This window comes from Phocaeicola plebeius DSM 17135, assembly GCF_000187895.1.
GTDB classification, from domain to species: Bacteria; Bacteroidota; Bacteroidia; order Bacteroidales; family Bacteroidaceae; genus Phocaeicola; species Phocaeicola plebeius.
On record NZ_DS990119.1, the window covers coordinates 33,483 to 53,039 of the forward strand.

At 47.6% G+C, this 19,557-nt stretch carries 13 protein-coding genes; 6 read left to right on the forward strand and 7 right to left on the reverse strand.

Features of this window, described 5'->3' with window-relative positions:
• Positions 1 to 107: 107 nt before the first annotated feature.
• Positions 108 to 896 carry an exodeoxyribonuclease X C-terminal domain-containing protein gene (locus tag BACPLE_RS01340; protein ID WP_007558173.1) on the forward strand — a complete coding sequence of 263 codons (789 nt, stop codon included), beginning with the start codon at positions 108 to 110 and terminating at the stop codon, positions 894 to 896.
• On the opposite strand, the gene BACPLE_RS01345 is transcribed toward BACPLE_RS01340, so the two are convergent.
• The 3 genes from BACPLE_RS01345 to BACPLE_RS01355 all read right to left on the reverse strand — a co-directional run bounded on the left by BACPLE_RS01345 (position 878) and on the right by BACPLE_RS01355 (position 3,158).
• Positions 878 to 1,270, reverse strand: a complete 393-nt coding sequence (locus tag BACPLE_RS01345; RefSeq protein WP_040312317.1) for a 2-amino-4-hydroxy-6-hydroxymethyldihydropteridine diphosphokinase — start codon at positions 1,268 to 1,270, stop codon at positions 878 to 880. The genes BACPLE_RS01340 and BACPLE_RS01345 overlap by 19 nt on opposite strands.
• A complete protein-coding gene (gene lgt / locus BACPLE_RS01350) occupies positions 1,263 to 2,090 on the reverse strand; it encodes a prolipoprotein diacylglyceryl transferase (RefSeq protein ID WP_007558175.1) in 828 nt (275 codons plus the stop codon). The genes BACPLE_RS01345 and lgt overlap by 8 nt, the downstream gene beginning before the upstream one ends.
• Before the next feature lie 126 nt (positions 2,091 to 2,216).
• A complete protein-coding gene (locus BACPLE_RS01355; protein WP_040312318.1) occupies positions 2,217 to 3,158 on the reverse strand; it encodes a DMT family transporter in 942 nt (313 codons plus the stop codon).
• Between the two features lie 84 nt (positions 3,159 to 3,242).
• On the opposite strand from BACPLE_RS01355, the gene BACPLE_RS01360 reads away from it, so the two are divergent.
• Positions 3,243 to 4,091: a helix-turn-helix domain-containing protein gene (locus tag BACPLE_RS01360; RefSeq protein ID WP_007558180.1), complete on the forward strand. Its 849-nt coding sequence runs from the start codon at positions 3,243 to 3,245 to the stop codon at positions 4,089 to 4,091.
• 390 nt (positions 4,092 to 4,481) lie between these two features.
• On the forward strand, positions 4,482 to 6,707 hold the full coding sequence (locus BACPLE_RS01365; protein ID WP_007558182.1) for a TlpA family protein disulfide reductase: 2,226 nt from the start codon (positions 4,482 to 4,484) through the stop codon (positions 6,705 to 6,707).
• Positions 6,708 to 6,851: 144 nt separating this feature from the next.
• On the opposite strand, the gene BACPLE_RS01370 is transcribed toward BACPLE_RS01365, so the two are convergent.
• From BACPLE_RS01370 to BACPLE_RS01385, 4 genes are all read right to left on the reverse strand, one after another.
• Entirely contained in the window at positions 6,852 to 8,126 is a 1,275-nt protein-coding gene (locus tag BACPLE_RS01370) for a DEAD/DEAH box helicase (RefSeq protein WP_007558184.1), read from the reverse strand.
• A 20-nt stretch (positions 8,127 to 8,146) separates the two neighbouring features.
• The gene (gene serB, locus BACPLE_RS01375; protein ID WP_040312320.1) at positions 8,147 to 9,379 is read right to left on the reverse strand and encodes a phosphoserine phosphatase SerB; all 1,233 of its coding nucleotides are present in this window, start codon (positions 9,377 to 9,379) and stop codon (positions 8,147 to 8,149) included.
• A 125-nt stretch (positions 9,380 to 9,504) separates the two neighbouring features.
• A complete protein-coding gene (htpG, locus tag BACPLE_RS01380) occupies positions 9,505 to 11,556 on the reverse strand; it encodes a molecular chaperone HtpG (RefSeq protein WP_007558188.1) in 2,052 nt (683 codons plus the stop codon).
• A gap of 119 nt (positions 11,557 to 11,675) precedes the next feature.
• Positions 11,676 to 14,213: an ATP-dependent Clp protease ATP-binding subunit gene (locus BACPLE_RS01385; protein ID WP_040312356.1), complete on the reverse strand. Its 2,538-nt coding sequence runs from the start codon at positions 14,211 to 14,213 to the stop codon at positions 11,676 to 11,678.
• Between the two features lie 245 nt (positions 14,214 to 14,458).
• On the opposite strand from BACPLE_RS01385, the gene gyrA reads away from it, so the two are divergent.
• The 3 genes from gyrA to BACPLE_RS01405 all read left to right on the forward strand — a co-directional run bounded on the left by gyrA (position 14,459) and on the right by BACPLE_RS01405 (position 19,529).
• Positions 14,459 to 17,005, forward strand: coding sequence for a DNA gyrase subunit A (gene gyrA / locus BACPLE_RS01395; protein ID WP_007558201.1), 2,547 nt, complete (start codon positions 14,459 to 14,461; stop codon positions 17,003 to 17,005).
• A 48-nt stretch (positions 17,006 to 17,053) separates the two neighbouring features.
• The gene (locus tag BACPLE_RS01400) at positions 17,054 to 18,271 is read left to right on the forward strand and encodes a tetratricopeptide repeat protein (protein WP_007558203.1); all 1,218 of its coding nucleotides are present in this window, start codon (positions 17,054 to 17,056) and stop codon (positions 18,269 to 18,271) included.
• 430 nt (positions 18,272 to 18,701) lie between these two features.
• On the forward strand, positions 18,702 to 19,529 hold the full coding sequence (locus BACPLE_RS01405; protein ID WP_007558204.1) for a helix-turn-helix domain-containing protein: 828 nt from the start codon (positions 18,702 to 18,704) through the stop codon (positions 19,527 to 19,529).
• The last annotated feature ends 28 nt before the right edge of the window (positions 19,530 to 19,557 follow it).

Below are 19,557 nucleotides of genomic sequence, written 5' to 3' on the forward strand. Positions count from 1 at the left end.
AAGCGGGAGGAGAAGCCTGTTTCAGGTCTTTTCCTCCCGTTTTGTATGTATAAACTTGCATTTTTGATACTTTTTGTTTATCTTGCCTTTCAAAGCAGGAGGCAGGTATGGAAATCACCGCACAAGTACAAAAGGAACTGGAACTGTTTAATCGTGGACGTACGCGCGACAAGGGTGTCTATCTTATCAGTATGGCCACAGAGTATCGGCCGTATTATGCCTTGTGGCGTGAGTTTCCTTCTCCCCATTCTTATCTGTTTGTCCGTACATTAGGAGTGACGCTGGATGCGGCTTCTGCTCGTGCTTTTTCCATGCTGCAGAACTGCAACGTACGGTTGGAGACCGCTGATAACGCACAGTTTGAATCTTATTACGGGGCATTGGACGATTTGATGCCTTTCGGAAAATACAAAGGAAAGCATCTGGCTGAAATCTATTATGTGGATCCTTCTTACATGCTCTGGCTGGCTAATAAGTTTGAACCTACCAACCCTCGGTACGAACGGGTGGTGGAGCTGGCCAAACGTTTTGCCGTAGTACATTTTGAACTGACCGTACGCAAGCCGCGCATTGCTTCGGTAAGCCATTTTGTGGGGGCGGTGGGAGAGACGTTGAAGGACTTGCAGGTCACGGTATTGAATGTACGGCTTCAGGTAGATACGTACAAACCCGATTTCTTTGTCGACCAGAATGTCCTGGTGGCCGACCGTGACGGTAATCGTTTTACCTTCCTGGTCAAAGCTCGCGCCCGTAGTCTGACACCGAATACCTTGAGTTGCCGCAGTCGTCAGATACAGCAGCAGGAGTTCCTGCATCTGCTTTCGGCCAAAGTCATGTCACAATATGAGTCGCATGGAGTGCGCTATACCCGTCTGGGTTATGTGAAACTGGCGTGACGAAAAGCCAGACGCACATATTCTTTCTGCCAGTCCTCCGGTTTGAGTACCTGCTGGTCGTAGGAAAGCAAGTCGATATCAAGCGGGATGCGTCCTTCCTTCTTGCTTTCCGGAGTTCGTCCGTTTGTCTGCTCAATTTGCTTCAGAATGCTTCGCACCTCCGTCATGGGCAGTGAGGTACGGAAGCGTGCGGCACGGTTCAGAAACGGTTGCGGGTTTTCCATTTTCTCCGGTACGGTTTCTACGATTCCTCCCCATTCAATATCCGGAAAGAGATGTTGCAGGGCCTCTTCCGCATTCTTCAGGTGCAGAAGGGCATCCAGGTTGGAACCCATGCAGAGTAGGCAGGTATGTGAGGTCACTGTATCACACATGAGCGGAATGATTTTTACGGAATACGAAATACAATCCTACTACGATAAAAGGAATGCTCAGAATCTGTCCCATGTCTATCGGGAGCGCATTCTCAAAGTCCACTTGTCTTTCTTTCAGGAACTCCACGAAGAAGCGGAAGGTGAAAATCAGGGTGATACACAAACCGAAATAGAAGCCTTTCCGTACGTTTTCTTTCTTCTTCCGGAAGATGACTATCATTACCAGGAAGAACAGGAAGTAGGCCAGTGCTTCGTAGAGCTGCGCCGGATGACGGGGCTGCATGTCCACCCGTTCGAAGATAAACGCCCAGGGCACGTCCGACGGCATACCGATGATTTCCGAGTTCATCAAGTTGGCCAGTCGGATAAATCCGGCAGCTACGGGAGCAGCCACTCCCATCATATCCAGAATATCGAGAAAATGAATCTTTGTTTTTCGGCAGAAAAGTACTAGTGCCAGAATCAGTCCCAGCGTACCTCCGTGGCTGGCCAGGCCGGCATATCCAGTAAATACCCATCCGCCCTGTGGTAGAAAATGTACCGGCAATATGATTTCCAGCGGATGATTCAGGAAATACTGCGGGTCATAGAACAGACAGTGTCCCAAGCGTGCCCCGGCAAAGATACCGATAAAGCTATAGGTAAACAGCGTCTGGAAAGTATCCAGCGGAAGTCCCTTTTGCTTGTACAAATGGTAGACTACCTGACTGCCGGTCAGAATGGCAATCATCCACAGCACGCTGTACCATCGGAGGGTAAAACCGCCGAGGTGGAATAATGCCGGGTCTGGGTTCCAGTGTATGTAAAGAAATTCCATCATTTTTCCTTCGTTTAAAGTCAGCGGCAAAGGTAGTGAAAGGTGAGAGGAGAGCCAAGCGAAAAACGTAGTTTTTCAGCCGGGCTTTCCCGAACCGCATCCTATCTTATCCAAAGGTTGTGAAAGGTTTTATTCTCGTTTCGTTTGTTTGTAAGCCTCCATTTCTTTCCGGCTACGGCTGGAAGTCACCAGATATACTCCACCGAAAATAAGTACCACGGCAATGATTTTGGTCGTGTTGAAGGAATCCATTCCCCAGCATACGGCTACGATACAGGCCACAAGCGGCTGGATATAGTTGTACATACCAGCTACCGTAGGACGGAGATTCTTTTGTCCCACCACAATCAGCATGTAACTGACGAAGGTAGCACCTACCACGATAAAGGTCAGACTGCCAATTTCCACCGTCTTCAGCCCGCCCCAGTCTGCGTTCATCAAATCGCTGGCAGAGAAGGGAATCGTGCAGATAAAAGAGTAGGTAAACATCCACTTCATGATGGTGATGAGCGAATATTTGTTGACAAAATCCTTGAAGCGTACAATGTAGAACGCATAGCAGAATTGTGCGAACAAGACCAGCAAATCGCCCCATATTGCCGTATGGCTGGCAGACGAGGCGGCCGGCTGGTTCTGGCTGCTTCCAAGGATGAGCAACAAGGCACCGCCCGCCCCACAGGCAATGCCCAGCACTTTCTTGCCGGTAATCGGTTCTTTCAGAATAAAAGCCGCCAGCAGCATGGCCCATAGCGGCATACTCGTGGTGATGATGGAAGCATCGGCCGGTGAACTCAGGCTCACGCCGAAGATGAAGCATCCCTGATTGAACACGATGGCAAAGAGAGAGGCAAAGAACAGCGTAATCAGGTCTTTATGGTTGACGTGCTCCGGCTTCTGAAAGAAAGAAGCAATCCAGAACAACACCATGGCTCCTCCAATGCGGAGGTCTGTAACCACCAGCGGAGTAACGGCTCCTCCGGCCATAAGTAATTTAGAGAGAGGAGACATCAGTCCCCACATTGTATTTGCTCCCAGCATGGAAGCATGTCCTTTCCAGCAAAATTTTTCCATATATTCTTCGATTGATGATTTTCAAAAAGCGCTGCAAAGTTAGAAAGGTCTGAAGGAGAAAAATTGTATTTTTGTGCTATAATCATGAAGAATACGACTATGTGGAAGGAAAATCTGTATCAGCAGGTGGAGATTCTCTTGAGAGAGCACGATGAGTTTCCGATAGGGGAACATCAGCATTCGTTCTTTGAGATGACATATATCCTGGAAGGAAGCGGTGACTTCTGTGCGCACACGATGGGGAGCGAGCGTGAATGGCATACCTATGAGGCGGGAGACCTTTTTCTGGTACCTCCCAACCGGATACATTTGTACACCATCCGTACGCATAGTCGCTATGTCTTTATCCGGTTTACGGAGAATTATGTACTTGACTGTATCGGCCGCTACATAGGGCATGCCCTCGAAATACAGTCAGGTTTCCGGATGGAACTTTCGTCGCCCGATAAGGAAGCCGTTCGTCAGCTGGTGGGACTGCTGGTCGGGGAGGTTTCACATAAGCGTTCATTGTCGGAGATGTTGTGGTCGAATTATGTGGACAGTCTTATCCTACTGGCTGCCAGGGGACTTCATTTGCCCGACACTGGGATTGCGCCGGAAGAAGATAAGGCACAGCATCTGCTGCTTTATATAGAACAGCATATTGACCAGCCGGAACAATTGCGCTTGAGCGTGCTGGCTGCGAAATTCCGTTTGTCACCTACCTACATAGGACGTTTTTTCAAACGTAATTTTGGGGAAGATTTCAGGCTCTATGTATCCAAGAGCCGTTTGAAGCGGGTAGAGGAACTGTTGATAGGCAGCCGTATGAGCGTCAAGGAGATAGCCAGTCGGATGGGGTATATAGACTCCTGCTATTTGAACAAGCTTTTCCGGCAGCATCATGGGGTAACTCCTATGCAGTATCGGAAGATTCATGCATCTGAAAAATAAATCATTTATCAACCTTTGTATTACTCCCAGAGTGTCGTAAATATTGCTTGTTTCAACTAAAAGGGCATAATACTTTCAAGCATCAGAAGATTGACTGGAAAACCTTTTGGAAACTTCTATGTTTTTCGTAGCGGAACTCTATGTTTTCTATCTGAGAACCCTACATCTCTGAAACGGAAAACGTAGGTTTTACGTTCGGGAGACGTAGAAAACTCTTATTCTTTTCTCGTTCCTGATTACCAGGCTTTCTTTTCTTTGACAGAAAAGTTATTTTAAAACTATATTCTTTAGTTGTTTTAACTATAAAAATTAGTTTTCAAACTAAATGTTTTAGTTATTTGCGGTAGCTAATTGAAACGGACCGCAACATCTGTTAATATAATATACTATATGAAAACATTGTTATTTTGTTTCTTGTTCTTCTTGTCGGGATTGCTGACAGCACAAACAATTGATAGTCCTGCATTCAAGGCCCGTAATGGGAGTATCCGTAATATTACCCGTATTGAACGTACATCCAAGTGTACTAAGGTTTATATTCATGTTATCTTTCGTCCGCACTGGTGGATTATGGAAGATGGTGACAGTTATCTGGAAGATGCTGCCACGGGCAAGCGTTACTCACAGATAGGTGCTGAGGGTATTGAATTGAAGAAGAAAATTTTCATGCCTGATTCAGGGTCAACTGATTTTGTTCTGTTGTTCGAACCACTTCCTGAAGAAGTTCAGACCATTCACCTCATTGCTCCTGATAGTAACGAAAGCAACACCTATGACATTTCGTTAGTTCCGGCCAAGAAGAAAGACCAGTCTCTCCTGAAAGCGGTAGAAGGAAATTGGTTTGCCGACAATACACAAGGCCACTGGGTGTATGGTATTCATGATTCTATCGTTATCATGGATAACCGTTTGTACGACTTGACTGAATGTCGAAAGAAAGGAAAGCGGTTGATACTGAATGCGCTGGGCCGTAGCGATGGCTCCGCTGTCACGTTGCAGTTGACGCCTCGTAAAGATGGCTCCTGCCTTATCGCTCTCGACCATGGGGAGGCGCAGCGTTATGTCCGTACTCGTCCGGAAATACCCGCTGTGGAAGCCGATAATGGCTATGGTACGGATTTCTTTCGTAATGACAGCGTTTGTTTGCAAGGTTATCTGGACGGTTATGACATGCGACTGGGTTTTGATAGTGGCATCCTCTACTTGGCTAATGAAATCATTGGTAAAGATTATCCCACGGTAGTTCCCATTAACTCCGACGGTAGTTTTCAGTGCAAGTTTGTTCTGTCGCATCCAGTCTGCCAGAATCTGACGATAAACAATGCCTGGATTCCTTTCTACGCCGAACCGGGAGATACAATCACTCTTTATCTTGATTGGGAGGACCTTATGGCCCGCAGTCGGGCGCGTGACCATAACTATCCACTTGTTCACACTGCCTACATGGGGAAGAATGTGGGTTTGTCATACCTTGCCATGATGCTGGGCGGGCACTTCAATTATTCCTATGACAAACTGGCTCAGGCGCAGAAAACACTGACGCCGGCCCAATTTCAAGAGCAACTGACGCCTGTTGTCACTCAATGGCAGCAGCAGGCCGACTCGCTCAGTTGTCTCTATGCTCCCTCACAGAAAGCAGTTTCATTGATACATAACCAGGTGAATTTGCAGGCGGGATATACGTATCTGGAGTTCCAGTTAGCCCGCAACTACTATGCTCAGAAAGATAGCACCAATCAGGTTCTGAAAGTGCAGCCTGATGCCTCCTATTATAAGTTCCTGAAGGAAATGCCCTTGAACGAGCAGTCTGCACTGGTTAATGCCAATGTGAAATCTTTCATCAATCGGTTTGAATTCATGGACCCGCTCACACCTGCTTACAGAATTCAGATAGAATTACAGAACGATGAAGAATTCAAAGCGTTGTCTGAAGATAAAAAGAAGTTACGCTTGCAACTCAAAATGAGTGAGGTAAAGGATAGTATCGTCAACAGTTTGTGTGGTGCTTCTTCGTCTTTGTTTTGGCAGATAGCCTGTGTGCGTAACTTGCGTTATGTCTTGTCTGAAGTGCTGAAGCAGCCCCAGAATGCTGAAATATTTGTCAGTCAACTGGAAAAGACCATAAGTCACCCTTATCTGCAAGCTACGGTCCGTGAGATGCAGAAAACGTTATATCCTGTAACGAAGCAAACTTCGTATAAGTTGCCTGAAGTAAAAGCTACCGACATCTTCCGCCGTATCATCGCACCCTATGCGGGCAAGGTACTGTTTGTGGATTTCTGGGCTACTACTTGTGCTCCCTGTCGGCAGGGTATACAAGCCACGGCAAAGTTGCGCGAGCAATATCGCAATCATCCCGGATTTCAGTTTGTTTACATCACGAGCGAAGCAGAATCTCCTGAGAAAGCTTATGCGGAATATGTAGAAAAGCATTTGAAAGGTGAAGCTTGTTTCCGTCTCACGGATACGGAATACAAGTATATGCGAGAGCTCTTCCAGTTTAACGGTATCCCTCATTATGTGGTGGTAGAGAAAGACGGGAGTATTTCAACGGGGCAGGTTGGAACTTATAATCTGGCAGACTTTCTGAAGACGCGTTTTGGGGACTCACATTAAGAAATTCCGCTAATAACACGGTATAGAAGAGTGGGTTTTTCCAGGGCGGTTGCAGAATCCTCTTATAAGAAAAGCCCGTACAAGTTCTTGAACTTTCACAGAACTTGTACGGGCTTCTTTTATGCTGTCAGAGAAATGTGGTAATCAGTTCTTAACCGTTCTTTCTCCCTGTTTTTTTGCTTGGTTTCCCCCTTTCTTTTTCCATCCGCCTTTTTTGTTGCGGGAGAAATTCTTCACCTGTTTGCCTCCTTCTTTTCTGGAGGTGCGGGGAGCATATACCGGACCTTCGCCCAGTTCTTCAGGCACGGGGAGTTTGTAAATATCTTTTCCTAAGAATGTTTCGATTTGCTTGAAACGGGTCTGCTCGGTTTCACTTACAAAAGTGATGGCACATCCGTCGTTATTGGCACGGGCTGTACGTCCGATGCGGTGTACGTAGTCCTCGCTGTCATGCGGCACGTCGTAGTTGATGACCAGGCGGATGTCGTCGATGTCGATACCACGGGCCACGATGTCGGTAGCTACCAGGATGTCGATGCGGCGGTTGCGGAACTCGTGCATGATTTCCTCACGCTGGCTCTGCTCCAGGTCAGAGTGCATTTCGCCTACGTTCAGCTTCATGCGCTTCAGGGCCTTGGTTACTTCTTTTACCTTCAGCTTGGAAGAGGCAAAGATGATAACACGCTCCGGTTGCTGGGACTGGAACAGCGACTGGATGATGCCCAGTTTCTGTGCCTCGTAGCAGATGTAAGCGGCCTGAATGATTTTTTCCGCCGGCTTGGATACGGCCAGTTTCACTTCCACCGGGTCGTGAAGAATGGTCTTGGCCAGTTGCTGGATTTTGGTCGGCATAGTGGCAGAGAACATGATGGTCTGCCGTTCTTTCGGAAGATATTTGACAATCTGCATGATGTCGTCCGAGAATCCCATATCGAGCATGCGGTCTGCTTCGTCGAGGATGAAGAAGGATACTTTCGACAGGTCCACATAACCTAAGCTTAAGTGGCTGATCAGACGTCCCGGAGTAGCGATTACCACATCCGCTCCCAAAGTCAGTCCTTTCTTTTCCTGCTCAAAACGGATACCGTCGTTTCCTCCGTACACTGCTACGCTTGACACCGGCATGAAATAGGAGAAACCCTCCATCTGCTGGTCAATCTGCATGGCCAGCTCACGGGTGGGCGACATGATGATGCAATTGATGGCATCCTCCGGATAACCTCCCTTGCTCAACTGGTTCAACACCGGAAGCAGGTAGGCCGCCGTTTTTCCCGTACCTGTCTGGGCCACGCCAATCAGGTCTTTTCCTTCCAGGATGACAGGGATGGTGTGTTCCTGCACGGGCGTACATTCCTGGAAATTCATTGCGTCCAAGGCATCGAGGACGCTATCTTCTAAGTTCAGTTCCGAAAACTTCATATAGTAATGTTATCTTGTCATTATAATTTGCCGCGCTCGTCCAGATAGGAATCCTTGAATCCTAAGAAATACAACACGCCATCCAGTCCGATGGTATTGATGGCCTGTTGCGCATTGGCCACCACCTTCGGTTTGGCATGAAAGGCGATTCCCAGTCCTGCCGTAGAAAGCATGGGCAGGTCGTTGGCTCCATCGCCCACGGCAATCGTCTGTGCGATGTCCACGTTTTCTACCTGTGCCAGCAGACGAAGCAGTTCAGCCTTTCGTTTTCCGTCTACGATGTCACCTAAATAGCGGCCGGTCAGCTTGCCGTCCACGATTTCCAGCTGGTTGGCGTACACATAGTCAATGCCGAATTTCTCTTTCAGGTAGTTGCCGAAATAGGTGAAACCTCCCGACAGAATGGCAATCTTGTATCCGTAGCGCTTGAGGACGAACATCAGGCGTTCCACCCCTTCGGTAATCGGGAGATGTTCGGCAATGTCGCGCATCACGCTCTCATCCAATCCCTTGAGCAGGGCCACACGTTCCTTGAAACTTTCGCAGAAGTCGATTTCGCCGCGCATGGCTCTTTCTGTGATGGCTTTCACCTGGTCGCCCACACCGGCCCGTATGGCCAGTTCGTCGATGACCTCTGTTTCAATAAGCGTGGAATCCATATCAAAGCAAATCAGACGGCGCATACGGCGGTACATATTGTCTTGCTGGAACGAGAAGTCCATGCCCAGTGAAGCACTGAGCTGCATGAGCTGGCTTTGTAACTCTTCACGGTCTTTGGGAGTACCCCTCACCGAAAATTCGATGCAGGCTCTCACGTTTGCCTTTTTCTCGTCCAGGGGAATACGTCCGGTCAGACGCCGGATACCGTCGATGTTCAGTTGTTGCTCTGCTAAAAGCTTGGTAGCACCGGCAATCTGTTGTGCCGTAAGTTTTCTGCCCAATAGCGTCAGAATGTAGCGGTTCTTTCCTTGCAGGTTGACCCACGTTTCATACTCTTCGTCGCTGATAGGATAGAAGCGGATATTGATACCCAAGTCAGAAGCCTTGAAAAGCAATTCCTTCATGATATTTCCGGAATCCTGGTCGGAACATTTGAAAAGAATACCCAGTGACAAGGTGCTATGAATGTCAGCTTGTCCGATGTCCATAATGTCTACCTGATATTTAGACAAGATGGCAGTTACCGATGCGGTCAGTCCCGGTCGGTCCACTCCGCTGATGCGGATTAATATCAATTCGGTTTTGTTTCCCATGGTTGTTTGCTTGCGTGTTTCTGGGCAAAAGTACAAATTATCTTCTATCCACGGGCATAAAAAGCACAAAAAAAGCCATTCCTGCATACCTGCAAGAATGGCTTTCCTTATTTTACAGGGGAAAATCAGATCATTTCCACACTTCGTTTTACAAAGTTGGTCAGGGCTTCACCCTTCAGCATGTTGTTTTGCAACAAGGCCAGGTCGATAAGCTGGTGAACCACTTTGTTGCCGGCGGCATAACCGTTCAGAATGTTTTCCTTTTCAGTCTTTTGAGCTTCAATCTTCTTTTCTACATCGTTCAGTTCGTCTTTTTCGGCAGTCGGGATTTCTTCATCCTTCTTTCCTTCCTGCGCTTTCTGGAGCTCGTTACGACGGAGTGTCAGCATGGCGATTTCAGACTCTACCGGTACGAGTTTTTCCGCACAAGCCGTTTCGGCATCGCTCAATACCTGCTTAATCAGGCGGTGGTCGCTATTCAATACCAGATTGAACATGTCGGGCATTTCACCATAGAAACTCATACCCGGCTGGATGCTGGCCATGTCTTTCATACGGCGCATGTATTCGGCCTGTGTGATGACAATCGGCGCATTGTTTTCGCCCAGTGCGTGTGCTTCTACGTGGAATTCCGTTTTCTTTACCTTCGGCATCTGTCCCTTGAACAGAGAACTGAGCACTTCCTGCTTGTCGTGAGGAAGTTCTTCGCCCTTTTGGTCTTCTTTCACAATCAGGCGGTCTACGATGTCGCTATCCACACGGGTGAAGTGACTCTTTTCGAACTTCTGTTCCAGCATGTTGATCATCGGTACGTCCAGCTGGCCGTCCATGAGCAATACGTTGTAGCCTTTGTTCTTGGCAGCATCGATGTAAGTGTACTGTTCGTCCAGGTTGTTGGCATAGAGGTAAATCAGGCTGCCGTTCTTGTCGGTCTGATTATCCTTAATCAATGTCTGGTATTCTTCGAAGGTGTAATACTTGTTATCTGTATCCTTGAACAAAGCAAACTTGGAAGCCTTTTCATAGAAATCTTCCTGAGTCAGCATACCATAGTTGATGAAAATCTTCAGGTCGTCCCATTTCTCTTCAAATTCCTTACGGTCGTTCTTGAAGATAGATTGCAAGCGGTCGGATACCTTCTTCGTGATGTAAGTAGAAATCTTCTTCACGTTCGAATCGCTCTGCAAGTAAGAACGAGAAACGTTCAACGGAATGTCCGGAGAATCGATGACACCGTGAAGCAGGGTCAGGAAGTCGGGCACGATACCTTCTACTGAGTCGGTCACATATACCTGGTTGCAATACAACTGAATCTTGTTACGCTGCAAATCGATGTTGCTCTTGATTTTCGGGAAGTAGAGCACACCGGTCAGGTTGAACGGATAGTCTACATTCAGGTGAATCCAGAACAACGGTTCGTCGGCCATCGGATACAGGTCGCGGTAGAATTTCTTGTAATCCTCTTCCTTCAAGTCCGACGGTTTCTTGGTCCAGATAGGACAAGTGTCGTTAATCAGGTTGTCTTCTTCTGTTTCTACCTGCTTGCCGTCTTTCCATTCTTTCTTTTTGCCAAAGGCTACCGGTACGGCCAGGAAGTGACAATACTTGGTGAGCAGGCCCTGCAAGCGAGATTCTTCCAGGAATTCCTTGCAATCTTCATCCACGTGCAGGATGATGTCGGTTCCACGGTCGCTACGTTCTGTTTCTTCAAGGGTAAACTCAGGACTTCCATCACAGCTCCATTTCACGGCCTTGGCACCTTCCTTATAAGAAAGAGTTACGATGTCTACTGTCTTAGCTACCATGAAGGCTGAGTAGAATCCCAGACCGAAGTGACCGATGATGGCATTGGCATCGTCCTTGTATTTTTCCAGGAAGTCATTAGCTCCTGAGAAGGCAATCTGGTTGATGTACTTGTCGATTTCTTCGGCCGTCATACCCAGACCACGGTCGCTGATAGTGATGGTACCGTTTTCCTTGTCCACCTTTACACGTACCGTCAAATCGCCCAGTTCACCTTTAAAATCGCCCGTAGCGGCCAGAGTCTTCAATTTCTGAGTTGCATCCACCGCATTGGAAACCAGTTCACGGAGGAAAATTTCATGGTCGCTATACAAGAACTTCTTTATGATGGGGAATATGTTTTCTGTTGTAACCCCGATATTACCTTTTTGCATATCTCTTTGTTTTTTATGATTGTTCGAATAAAATTTTTTCCAGTTCTTACACAAAAAAAATGCCAGATACGTTTGTACCTGACATTTTGTCTGTATGCCGAAATTCTGTCAGAATTCCGTTAAGCTTTTTCTACTTTCATTTCCACTCCGTCGCCTTGGGCGTTCATGTACACATGCAAGGTATCGCCCGTCTGCGGTTCTTCGTTGATAATCAGCTCTGCCAGTCCGTCTTCCAGATGGTTCTGGATAGAACGTTTCAACGGGCGGGCACCGAACTGTACGTCGTAGCCCTTTTCTGCCACGAAACGCTTAGCCTCCTGGTCGAGCAGAAGATGGTAGCCACAACCTTCGATACGCTTGTAGAGTCCCGCCAGCTCGATGTCAATGATTTTCTCCAGTGACGCGATGTCCAGCTGGTCGAAGGTCACGATTTCATCCAGACGGTTGATGAATTCGGGAGCGAATGATTTGTTCAAGGCCTTGCGGATCACGCTGTTGGCATGCTCTTTTTCGTTTTCTCCAGTCTGTGCTGTGAAGCCGATGCCTTTGCCGAATTCCTTCAACTGGCGCGTACCAATGTTGGACGTCATGATGATAATGGTATTCTTGAAATCCACGGTCCGTCCCAGGCTATCCGTCAACCGGCCTTCGTCCATCACCTGCAACAACATGTTGAACACGTCGGAGTGAGCCTTCTCGATTTCATCCAGCAACACGATAGAGTAGGGATGACGGCGCACCTTCTCTGTCAGTTGTCCGCCTTCTTCGTAGCCCACGTATCCCGGAGGAGCTCCGACCAGACGTGACACGGTGAATTTCTCCATGTATTCGCTCATGTCGATACGGATAATGGCATCGGTAGTGCCGAACATGTTCTTGGCCAGCTCTTTTGCCAGGTGCGTCTTTCCTACACCCGTCGGTCCTAAGAAAAGGAACGTACCGATAGGCTTGTTCGGGTCCTTCAGTCCCACACGGCTCCGCTGGATACTTCTTACCAGTGTCTCTACCGCTTTGTCTTGTCCGATGACCTTCGAAAGTAATGCCTGCTTCATGCCTTTCAACCGTACACCTTCCGCTTGCGCCATGCGTTGTACGGGCACACCCGAAATCATGGAAACCACTTCCTCTATCTGTGGCGCGTCTACAGTTTCCCGGTTGTCTTTCAACTTCTCTTTCCATTCATTTTTCAGGCGTTCCAATTGTTCCGTATATTGGTTCTCACGGTCACGGAAGCTGGCGGCCAGCTCGAAGTTCTGCAAGCGAATGGCCTCATTCTTATGTTGTTGTGCTTCCTCAATCAGTCGTTCCTGCTCCTCAATTTCCCGAGGTACGGAGATGTGGGTGAGGTGGATGCGAGAACCCGCTTCGTCCATGGCATCGATGGCCTTGTCGGGGAAATAGCGGTCGGTCACATAACGGTCGGTCAGGCGTACGCAAGCCTCCAGCGCCTTGTCCGTGTAAGTTACGTTATGATGCTCCTCGTATTTATCCTTGATGTTCCGGAGAATCTGCAAAGTCTCTTCCGGTGAGGTCGGTTCCACCAGCACCTTTTGGAAGCGGCGTTCCAGTGCCCCGTCTTTTTCGATGTTCTTGCGGTACTCATCGAGGGTGGTGGCTCCGATGCATTGGATTTCTCCACGTGCCAGTGCCGGCTTCAACATGTTGGCCGCATCCATGGAACCAGCTGCCGAGCCGGCTCCCACGATGGTATGTATCTCATCAATGAACAGAATGACATCAGGATGTTTCTTTACTTCTGTCAGAATGGCACGAATGCGTTCTTCAAATTGCCCTCGATATTTGGTTCCGGCCACTACAGCCGTCATGTCGAGCGAAACGATGCGCTTGCCGAACAAGGCACGCGAAACCCGTTTTTCCACGATGCGGAGTGCCAGACCTTCGGCGATGGCCGATTTTCCCACGCCCGGTTCACCAATCAGAATCGGGTTGTTCTTCTTGCGGCGGCTCAGAATCTGTGCGATACGCTCAATTTCCTTCTCACGGCCTACCACGGGGTCGAGTTTTCCACTTTCGGCCGCCTTGGTCAGGTCGATGCCGTAATTATCGAGGTAGGGGGTGCCTCCCTCTGCTTGTTTCTGTTCGGTTTGAGTGGTCTGGCGGTTAGCGGAAGAGCCGAAGCCATCGTTGCTCTTGTCTGCGTTTCCGCGGCGTCCGATGCCTTCCTCTTCTTCGTCGTCATTGAAATCCAGTCCGTCAAAAGGAGCTTCCTCCTGCTTCAGACGGTCTATTATCTTTTCGTAAGTTACGTCGTTCTTATCCAATATCTTATATGCGTTATTCTGGTTGTCTCTCATAATGGCTAATAAAATATGAGGGGTGTCTACTTTCTCGTTATTCATCAGCTTGGCTTCCAGTTTGCTTAGTGTCAGTATCTTGGATGCTTCCTCGCTGAATGTGATGTCTTGTGAATAGTTTTCCTGTATGGATTTCTCCCGTAATTGTATTTCCAGTTCGTTCTTGATACCTTTCAAGTCCAGGTAGAACGATTTCAATATTTCGGCGGCTTTACACTCTCCATCGCGCAAGATGCCCAATAGCAGATGTTCCGGTTCGATATGGTCGTTCTGAAGGCGGTTGGCCTCCTCTTTCCCGTAAACGACGATGTCGGACACTTGTTGTGTAAATTCGTTGCTCATCAAATTCATATCTTCTCCAATCGTTTATATTCAAAATAGGCTTGCAAATATACATTATTATAAAGACTCTTCATCAAGTCTTTCTTTCTATTTAACAAAATGCGTGCCACATTTCCTATAAGTGTCTCCAAATGCAGTCTTATACGTATTTTTTGGTGGAAAAGTTTTTGTATATCCGCTAAAAGTCGTACTTTAGCATGGTTTTTCACAAGCCTTGAAAGGAAGTATAATTAATAATGTATTAAATGCAAGAACAAGACAGAATTATAAAAATCAACATCGAAGAGGAAATGAAGTCGTCGTACATTGATTACTCTATGTCTGTAATCGTGGCACGCGCCCTCCCTGATGTAAGAGACGGATTCAAGCCCGTTCACCGCCGTATTCTTTACGGAATGATGGAACTGGGAAACACATCCGACAAACCGTATAAAAAAGCAGCCAGAATCGTAGGTGAAGTATTGGGTAAGTATCACCCTCACGGCGACTCGTCTGTATATGGTGCCCTGGTGCGTATGGCACAGGACTGGGCGATGCGTTATCCGCTGGTCGACGGTCAGGGTAACTTCGGTTCTATCGACGGAGATAGTGCCGCTGCCATGCGATATACGGAGGCTCGTCTGAAGAAGATTGGTGAGGAGATGATGCAGGACCTTTACAAGGAGACCGTAGACTTTACCAACAACTTTGACGATACGTTGCAGGAACCTACCGTTATGCCGACCCGCATCCCGAACCTGCTGGTGAACGGTGCTTCGGGTATCGCCGTAGGTATGGCTACCAATATGCCGACACACAACCTGCGTGAAGTCATTGACGCTTGCGTGGCATACATCGATAACAATGAAATCGACGTAGACGGCTTGATGCAGTACATTAAGGCGCCTGACTTCCCGACCGGAGGATATATTTATGGTATCAGCGGTGTGCGCGATGCCTACGAAACCGGACGTGGACGTGTGGTAATGCGTGCCAAGGCCGAAATCGAATCGCATCCTACACACGACAAGATTGTTGTGACTGAGATTCCGTACGGTGTGAACAAGGCTGAGTTGATCAAGAGCATTGCTGATTTGTCAAACGATAAGAAAATCGAAGGCATTTCAAATGTGAACGACGAAACCGACCGCGAAGGTATGCGTATCGTCATCGACATCAAGCGTGACGCCAACGCCAGCGTAGTGCTCAACAAGCTTTACAAGATGACCATGCTTCAGACTTCTTTCGGTGTGAACAACGTGGCCCTGGTTCATGGCCGTCCGCGTCTGCTCAACCTGAAGGAACTGATCAAATATTTCGTGGAACACCGTCACGAAGTGGTAATCCGTCGTACACGTTACGACTTGCGCAAGGCCAAGGAACGTGCGCATATCCTGGAAGGATTGATTATCGCTTCAGACAATATTGACGAGGTAATCCGCATTATCCGTGCTGCTAAGACTCCGAACGAAGCTATCACGAACCTGATGGCCCGCTTCAACCTGAGCGAAATCCAGGCACGTGCTATCGTAGAAATGCGCTTGCGTCAGCTCACCGGCCTGATGCAGGATCAGCTCCATGCCGAATACGAAGACCTGATGAAGCAAATCGCTTATTTCGAAGAAATTCTGAGTAACGAGGAACTCTGCAAGAAGGTCATCAAGGACGAGCTGCTTGAAGTGAAAGAAAAATACGGCGACAACCGTCGTTCGGAAATCGTATATGCTTCGGAAGAGTTCAATCCGGAAGATTTCTATGCCGATGACGAAATGGTCATCACCATCTCGCACATGGGATACATCAAGCGTACACCGCTTTCTGAGTTCCGTGCGCAGAACCGTGGCGGCGTAGGCTCGAAGGGAAGTGAAACCCGTAACGAAGACTTCATTGAACATATCTATCCGGCTACTATGCACAATACGCTTCTGTTCTTCACGCAGAAGGGTAAGTGCTACTGGCTCAAAGTATATGAAATTCCGGAAGGCAACAAGACTTCGAAGGGACGTGCCATCCAGAACCTGCTGAACATTGAGGCAGACGATGTGGTAACGGCTTACTTGCGTGTGAAGAACCTGAACGACACGGAATTCATCAATAGTCACTATGTACTTTTCTGTACGAAGAACGGTGTCATCAAGAAAACGTTGCTCGAACAGTATTCTCGTCCGCGTCAGAATGGTGTGAACGCCATCACTATCCGCGAAGATGACCGTGTGATTGAAGTACGTATGACTAACGGAAACAATGAAATCGTGATTGCCAACCGTAACGGTCGTGCCATCCGTTTCCATGAAAGCGCGGTACGCGAAATGGGACGTACGGCTACCGGTGTACGCGGTATCACACTCGATGAAGACGGTCAGGATGAAGTAATCGGAATGATTTGTATCAAAGACCCTGAAACGGAAACCATTATGGTGGTGTCTGAAAATGGTTACGGCAAGCGTTCGGATATTGAAGACTACCGTAAGACTAACCGTGGCGGAAAGGGTGTGAAGACACTGAACATTACGGATAAGACCGGAAGCCTGGTAGCTATCAAGTCTGTAACCGATGAAAACGACCTGATGATTATCAACAAGTCGGGTATCACTATCCGTTTGAAGGTAGCTGATGTGCGCATCATGGGACGTGCTACACAGGGTGTGCGCCTGATTGACCTTGAAAAGCGTAACGACCAGATTGGTTCCGTATGTAAGGTAGCTTCTGAAAACGAAGAAGAAGTTCAGCAAGAAGAAGAAACTCCGGCAACGGATATCCAGCCCGCCGACGGAGAAACCATTCAGCCCGCTACGGACGAACCGAATGAATAATCCGGACAAAAACTAACTTGAATATTTGTATTACTAAATTTAAACCTTATGAAAAAAGTATTATTCTCAGCCGCTTTGTTCTTTACCGCATGCGCTGTTTCTGCTCAGGAAAGCGTGGTAAAGGAAGCTAAATCTGCCAAGAGCGATCCCGTGAAGGCAGCACAAATCATCGAACCTGCTTTGACAGATCCTTCTACTGCCAATGATCCTGAAACATGGAAGCTGGCTGGTGATTTCCAGAAGTCTATCTATGACGATGAAAACATGAAATTGTATTTGCCGGGTGGTCAGGCTGATACCGCTAAATTGTATAACAGCTTGGCTAAAATGTTCGAATATTACACAAAATGTGACGAAGTAGAACAGGCTAAGGTAAAGAGCGGTGAACTGAAAAAACCGAAACTGAGAAAGAAACTGGCTAAGGCTCTGGTTACTGTACGTCCTCAGTTGACTAACGCCGGTTCTGACGCTTACAATGCAGGTAACTATGCCAACGCATTGAAATTCTTCGGTCTGTATGTAGACGCTCCGCAGAACCCGTTGTTCGCTGACGAAGATGCTGTGAAGAACGACACGCTGACTCCGTTGATTGCCAACTATGCTGCTCTTGCCGCTAATTCATTGAAAGATAATGCAGCCGTAATTAAATACGCTACTATCGGTAAGGAACACAAAGAAGAAGGTTACCGTTCACTGATGTGCTTGGCAGAAGCTTACGGAAAAGGTGAAACTCCTGACTCAGCAAAATGGTTGACTACTATCCAGGAAGGTGTAGAAAAATTCCCGTCACAGGAATACTTCATCGGTAACCTGATGGACTATTACATTCAGAAAGGTAAGATTGACGAAGGTCTGGCTCAGATGGATGCCGTATTGGCTAAGAATTCTACTCCGTACTTCATGTACGTGAAGGGTGTGCTTCAGTATGAAAAGAAAGACTACGAAGGTGCCATCGCTACATTCAACCAGATTATTGCAGAAGGTAAGGATTTCGTAGCTGAAGCTTATTCTAAGATTGGTGACTGCTCATTCTTCCCGGCTCAGGAAATCGTAGAAGAAAACTCTAAGCTTTCTATGGACGATCCGAAGTATGCAGCTAACGAAGCTAAGATTAAGGAACTGTACGAAAAAGCACTTCCTTTCTATGAAAAAGCAAAAGAAGCTAAACCAGACAACCGTCAGTTGTGGGGTCAGTACTTGCTGAACATCTACTGGAAGCTTGACAAGGAAAAATACAACGCTCTTGAAAAAGAACTGGGTTACTAATATATAATAAGGTGTACAGACTGCCCGTCTGAGACGAGTGGTTTGTAGACTTTTGATACCCTGAAAAGACTCCTTTGTGTTTTGGATGAAACGCCTTGACGTTTTGCTCAAAACGCAAAGGAGTTTTTCTTTAAACGCCTTTGCGTTTGTTTTCAAATGCACTTGTGTTTTTGAGGATAGATTTTGGGCTTTAGAAATGTGCCGAAAATTATAATAGATTGAGAAAATCATATCTCTTAATCCGTTGAATAATAGGATGAAAGAAACGGGATTAGCTTTTTATTCGTATCTTTGCGATATATTCGATTTTTCCCATTAGGGATAGAGTTCATTTATTACGTGCATGGAACTCTACTAGAAAGAGAATTTCTGTATCGCTAAAACTAAAAATAAGATGACAGCAGAACCTACGACCTCATGCCATAACCCCATGAAAGTCATATTCAATTACCAGAATGTGTTCTTCAGCTTTTTCTATGATGATGCCGATGCGTGCGTGCACCGTTCCAGAGAATACGCCATGAACTATGTCTTGTCGGGCGAGATGGTGCTCGACGATGGGCACCGACAGATACACGTGGGAAAAGGAGAGTGCGTGTTCATTCCGCGCGACCATCGTGTGACCATGTACAAGAAAGCCTCGGGCGGGGAGCAGTATTGCGGGATTTATATGTGCTTTACCCGTTCTTTCCTTCGGGAAATGTACGGAAAGTATGCCCGCCACACGGACAAGGCAGAGCCTGTGGAGAGGTTCGTGCCCGGCGTGATGAAACTTCCTCCTTCGGCTGAGATTGAGAGCCTGTTTGCTTCAATGACTCCTTACTTCAATCCGGAAGTGAAACCGCAGGATGACGTGATGCAACTGAAGTTGCAGGAAGGATTGTTGGCCCTGCTTCATACTGACAAGCGCTTCATGACCGCGTTGTTCGACTTCAGTACACCGTGGAAGATGGACATTCTTGACTTCATGAACGAGAACTACATGTACGAGTTCACCTTAGAGGAGCTGGCGCATTACACGGGACGTAGCCTGGCCACCTTCAAGCGTGACTTCAAGAAGGTGAGCGAGCTGACACCCGAGAAATGGCTGATTCGCAAGCGCCTGGAAGTGGCCTATCACCTGCTGAAGGAAGAACGGCGGAAGGTGGTCGACGTCTATGCGGAGGTGGGCTTCAAGAACCCCTCGCACTTCTCTACGGCCTTCAAGAAACGCTACGGCATCCCGCCCACGGCATTGGGTGCCCCTTCGTGCATTTGAACTTTTCAGAAACGATATTTGAGCCTCA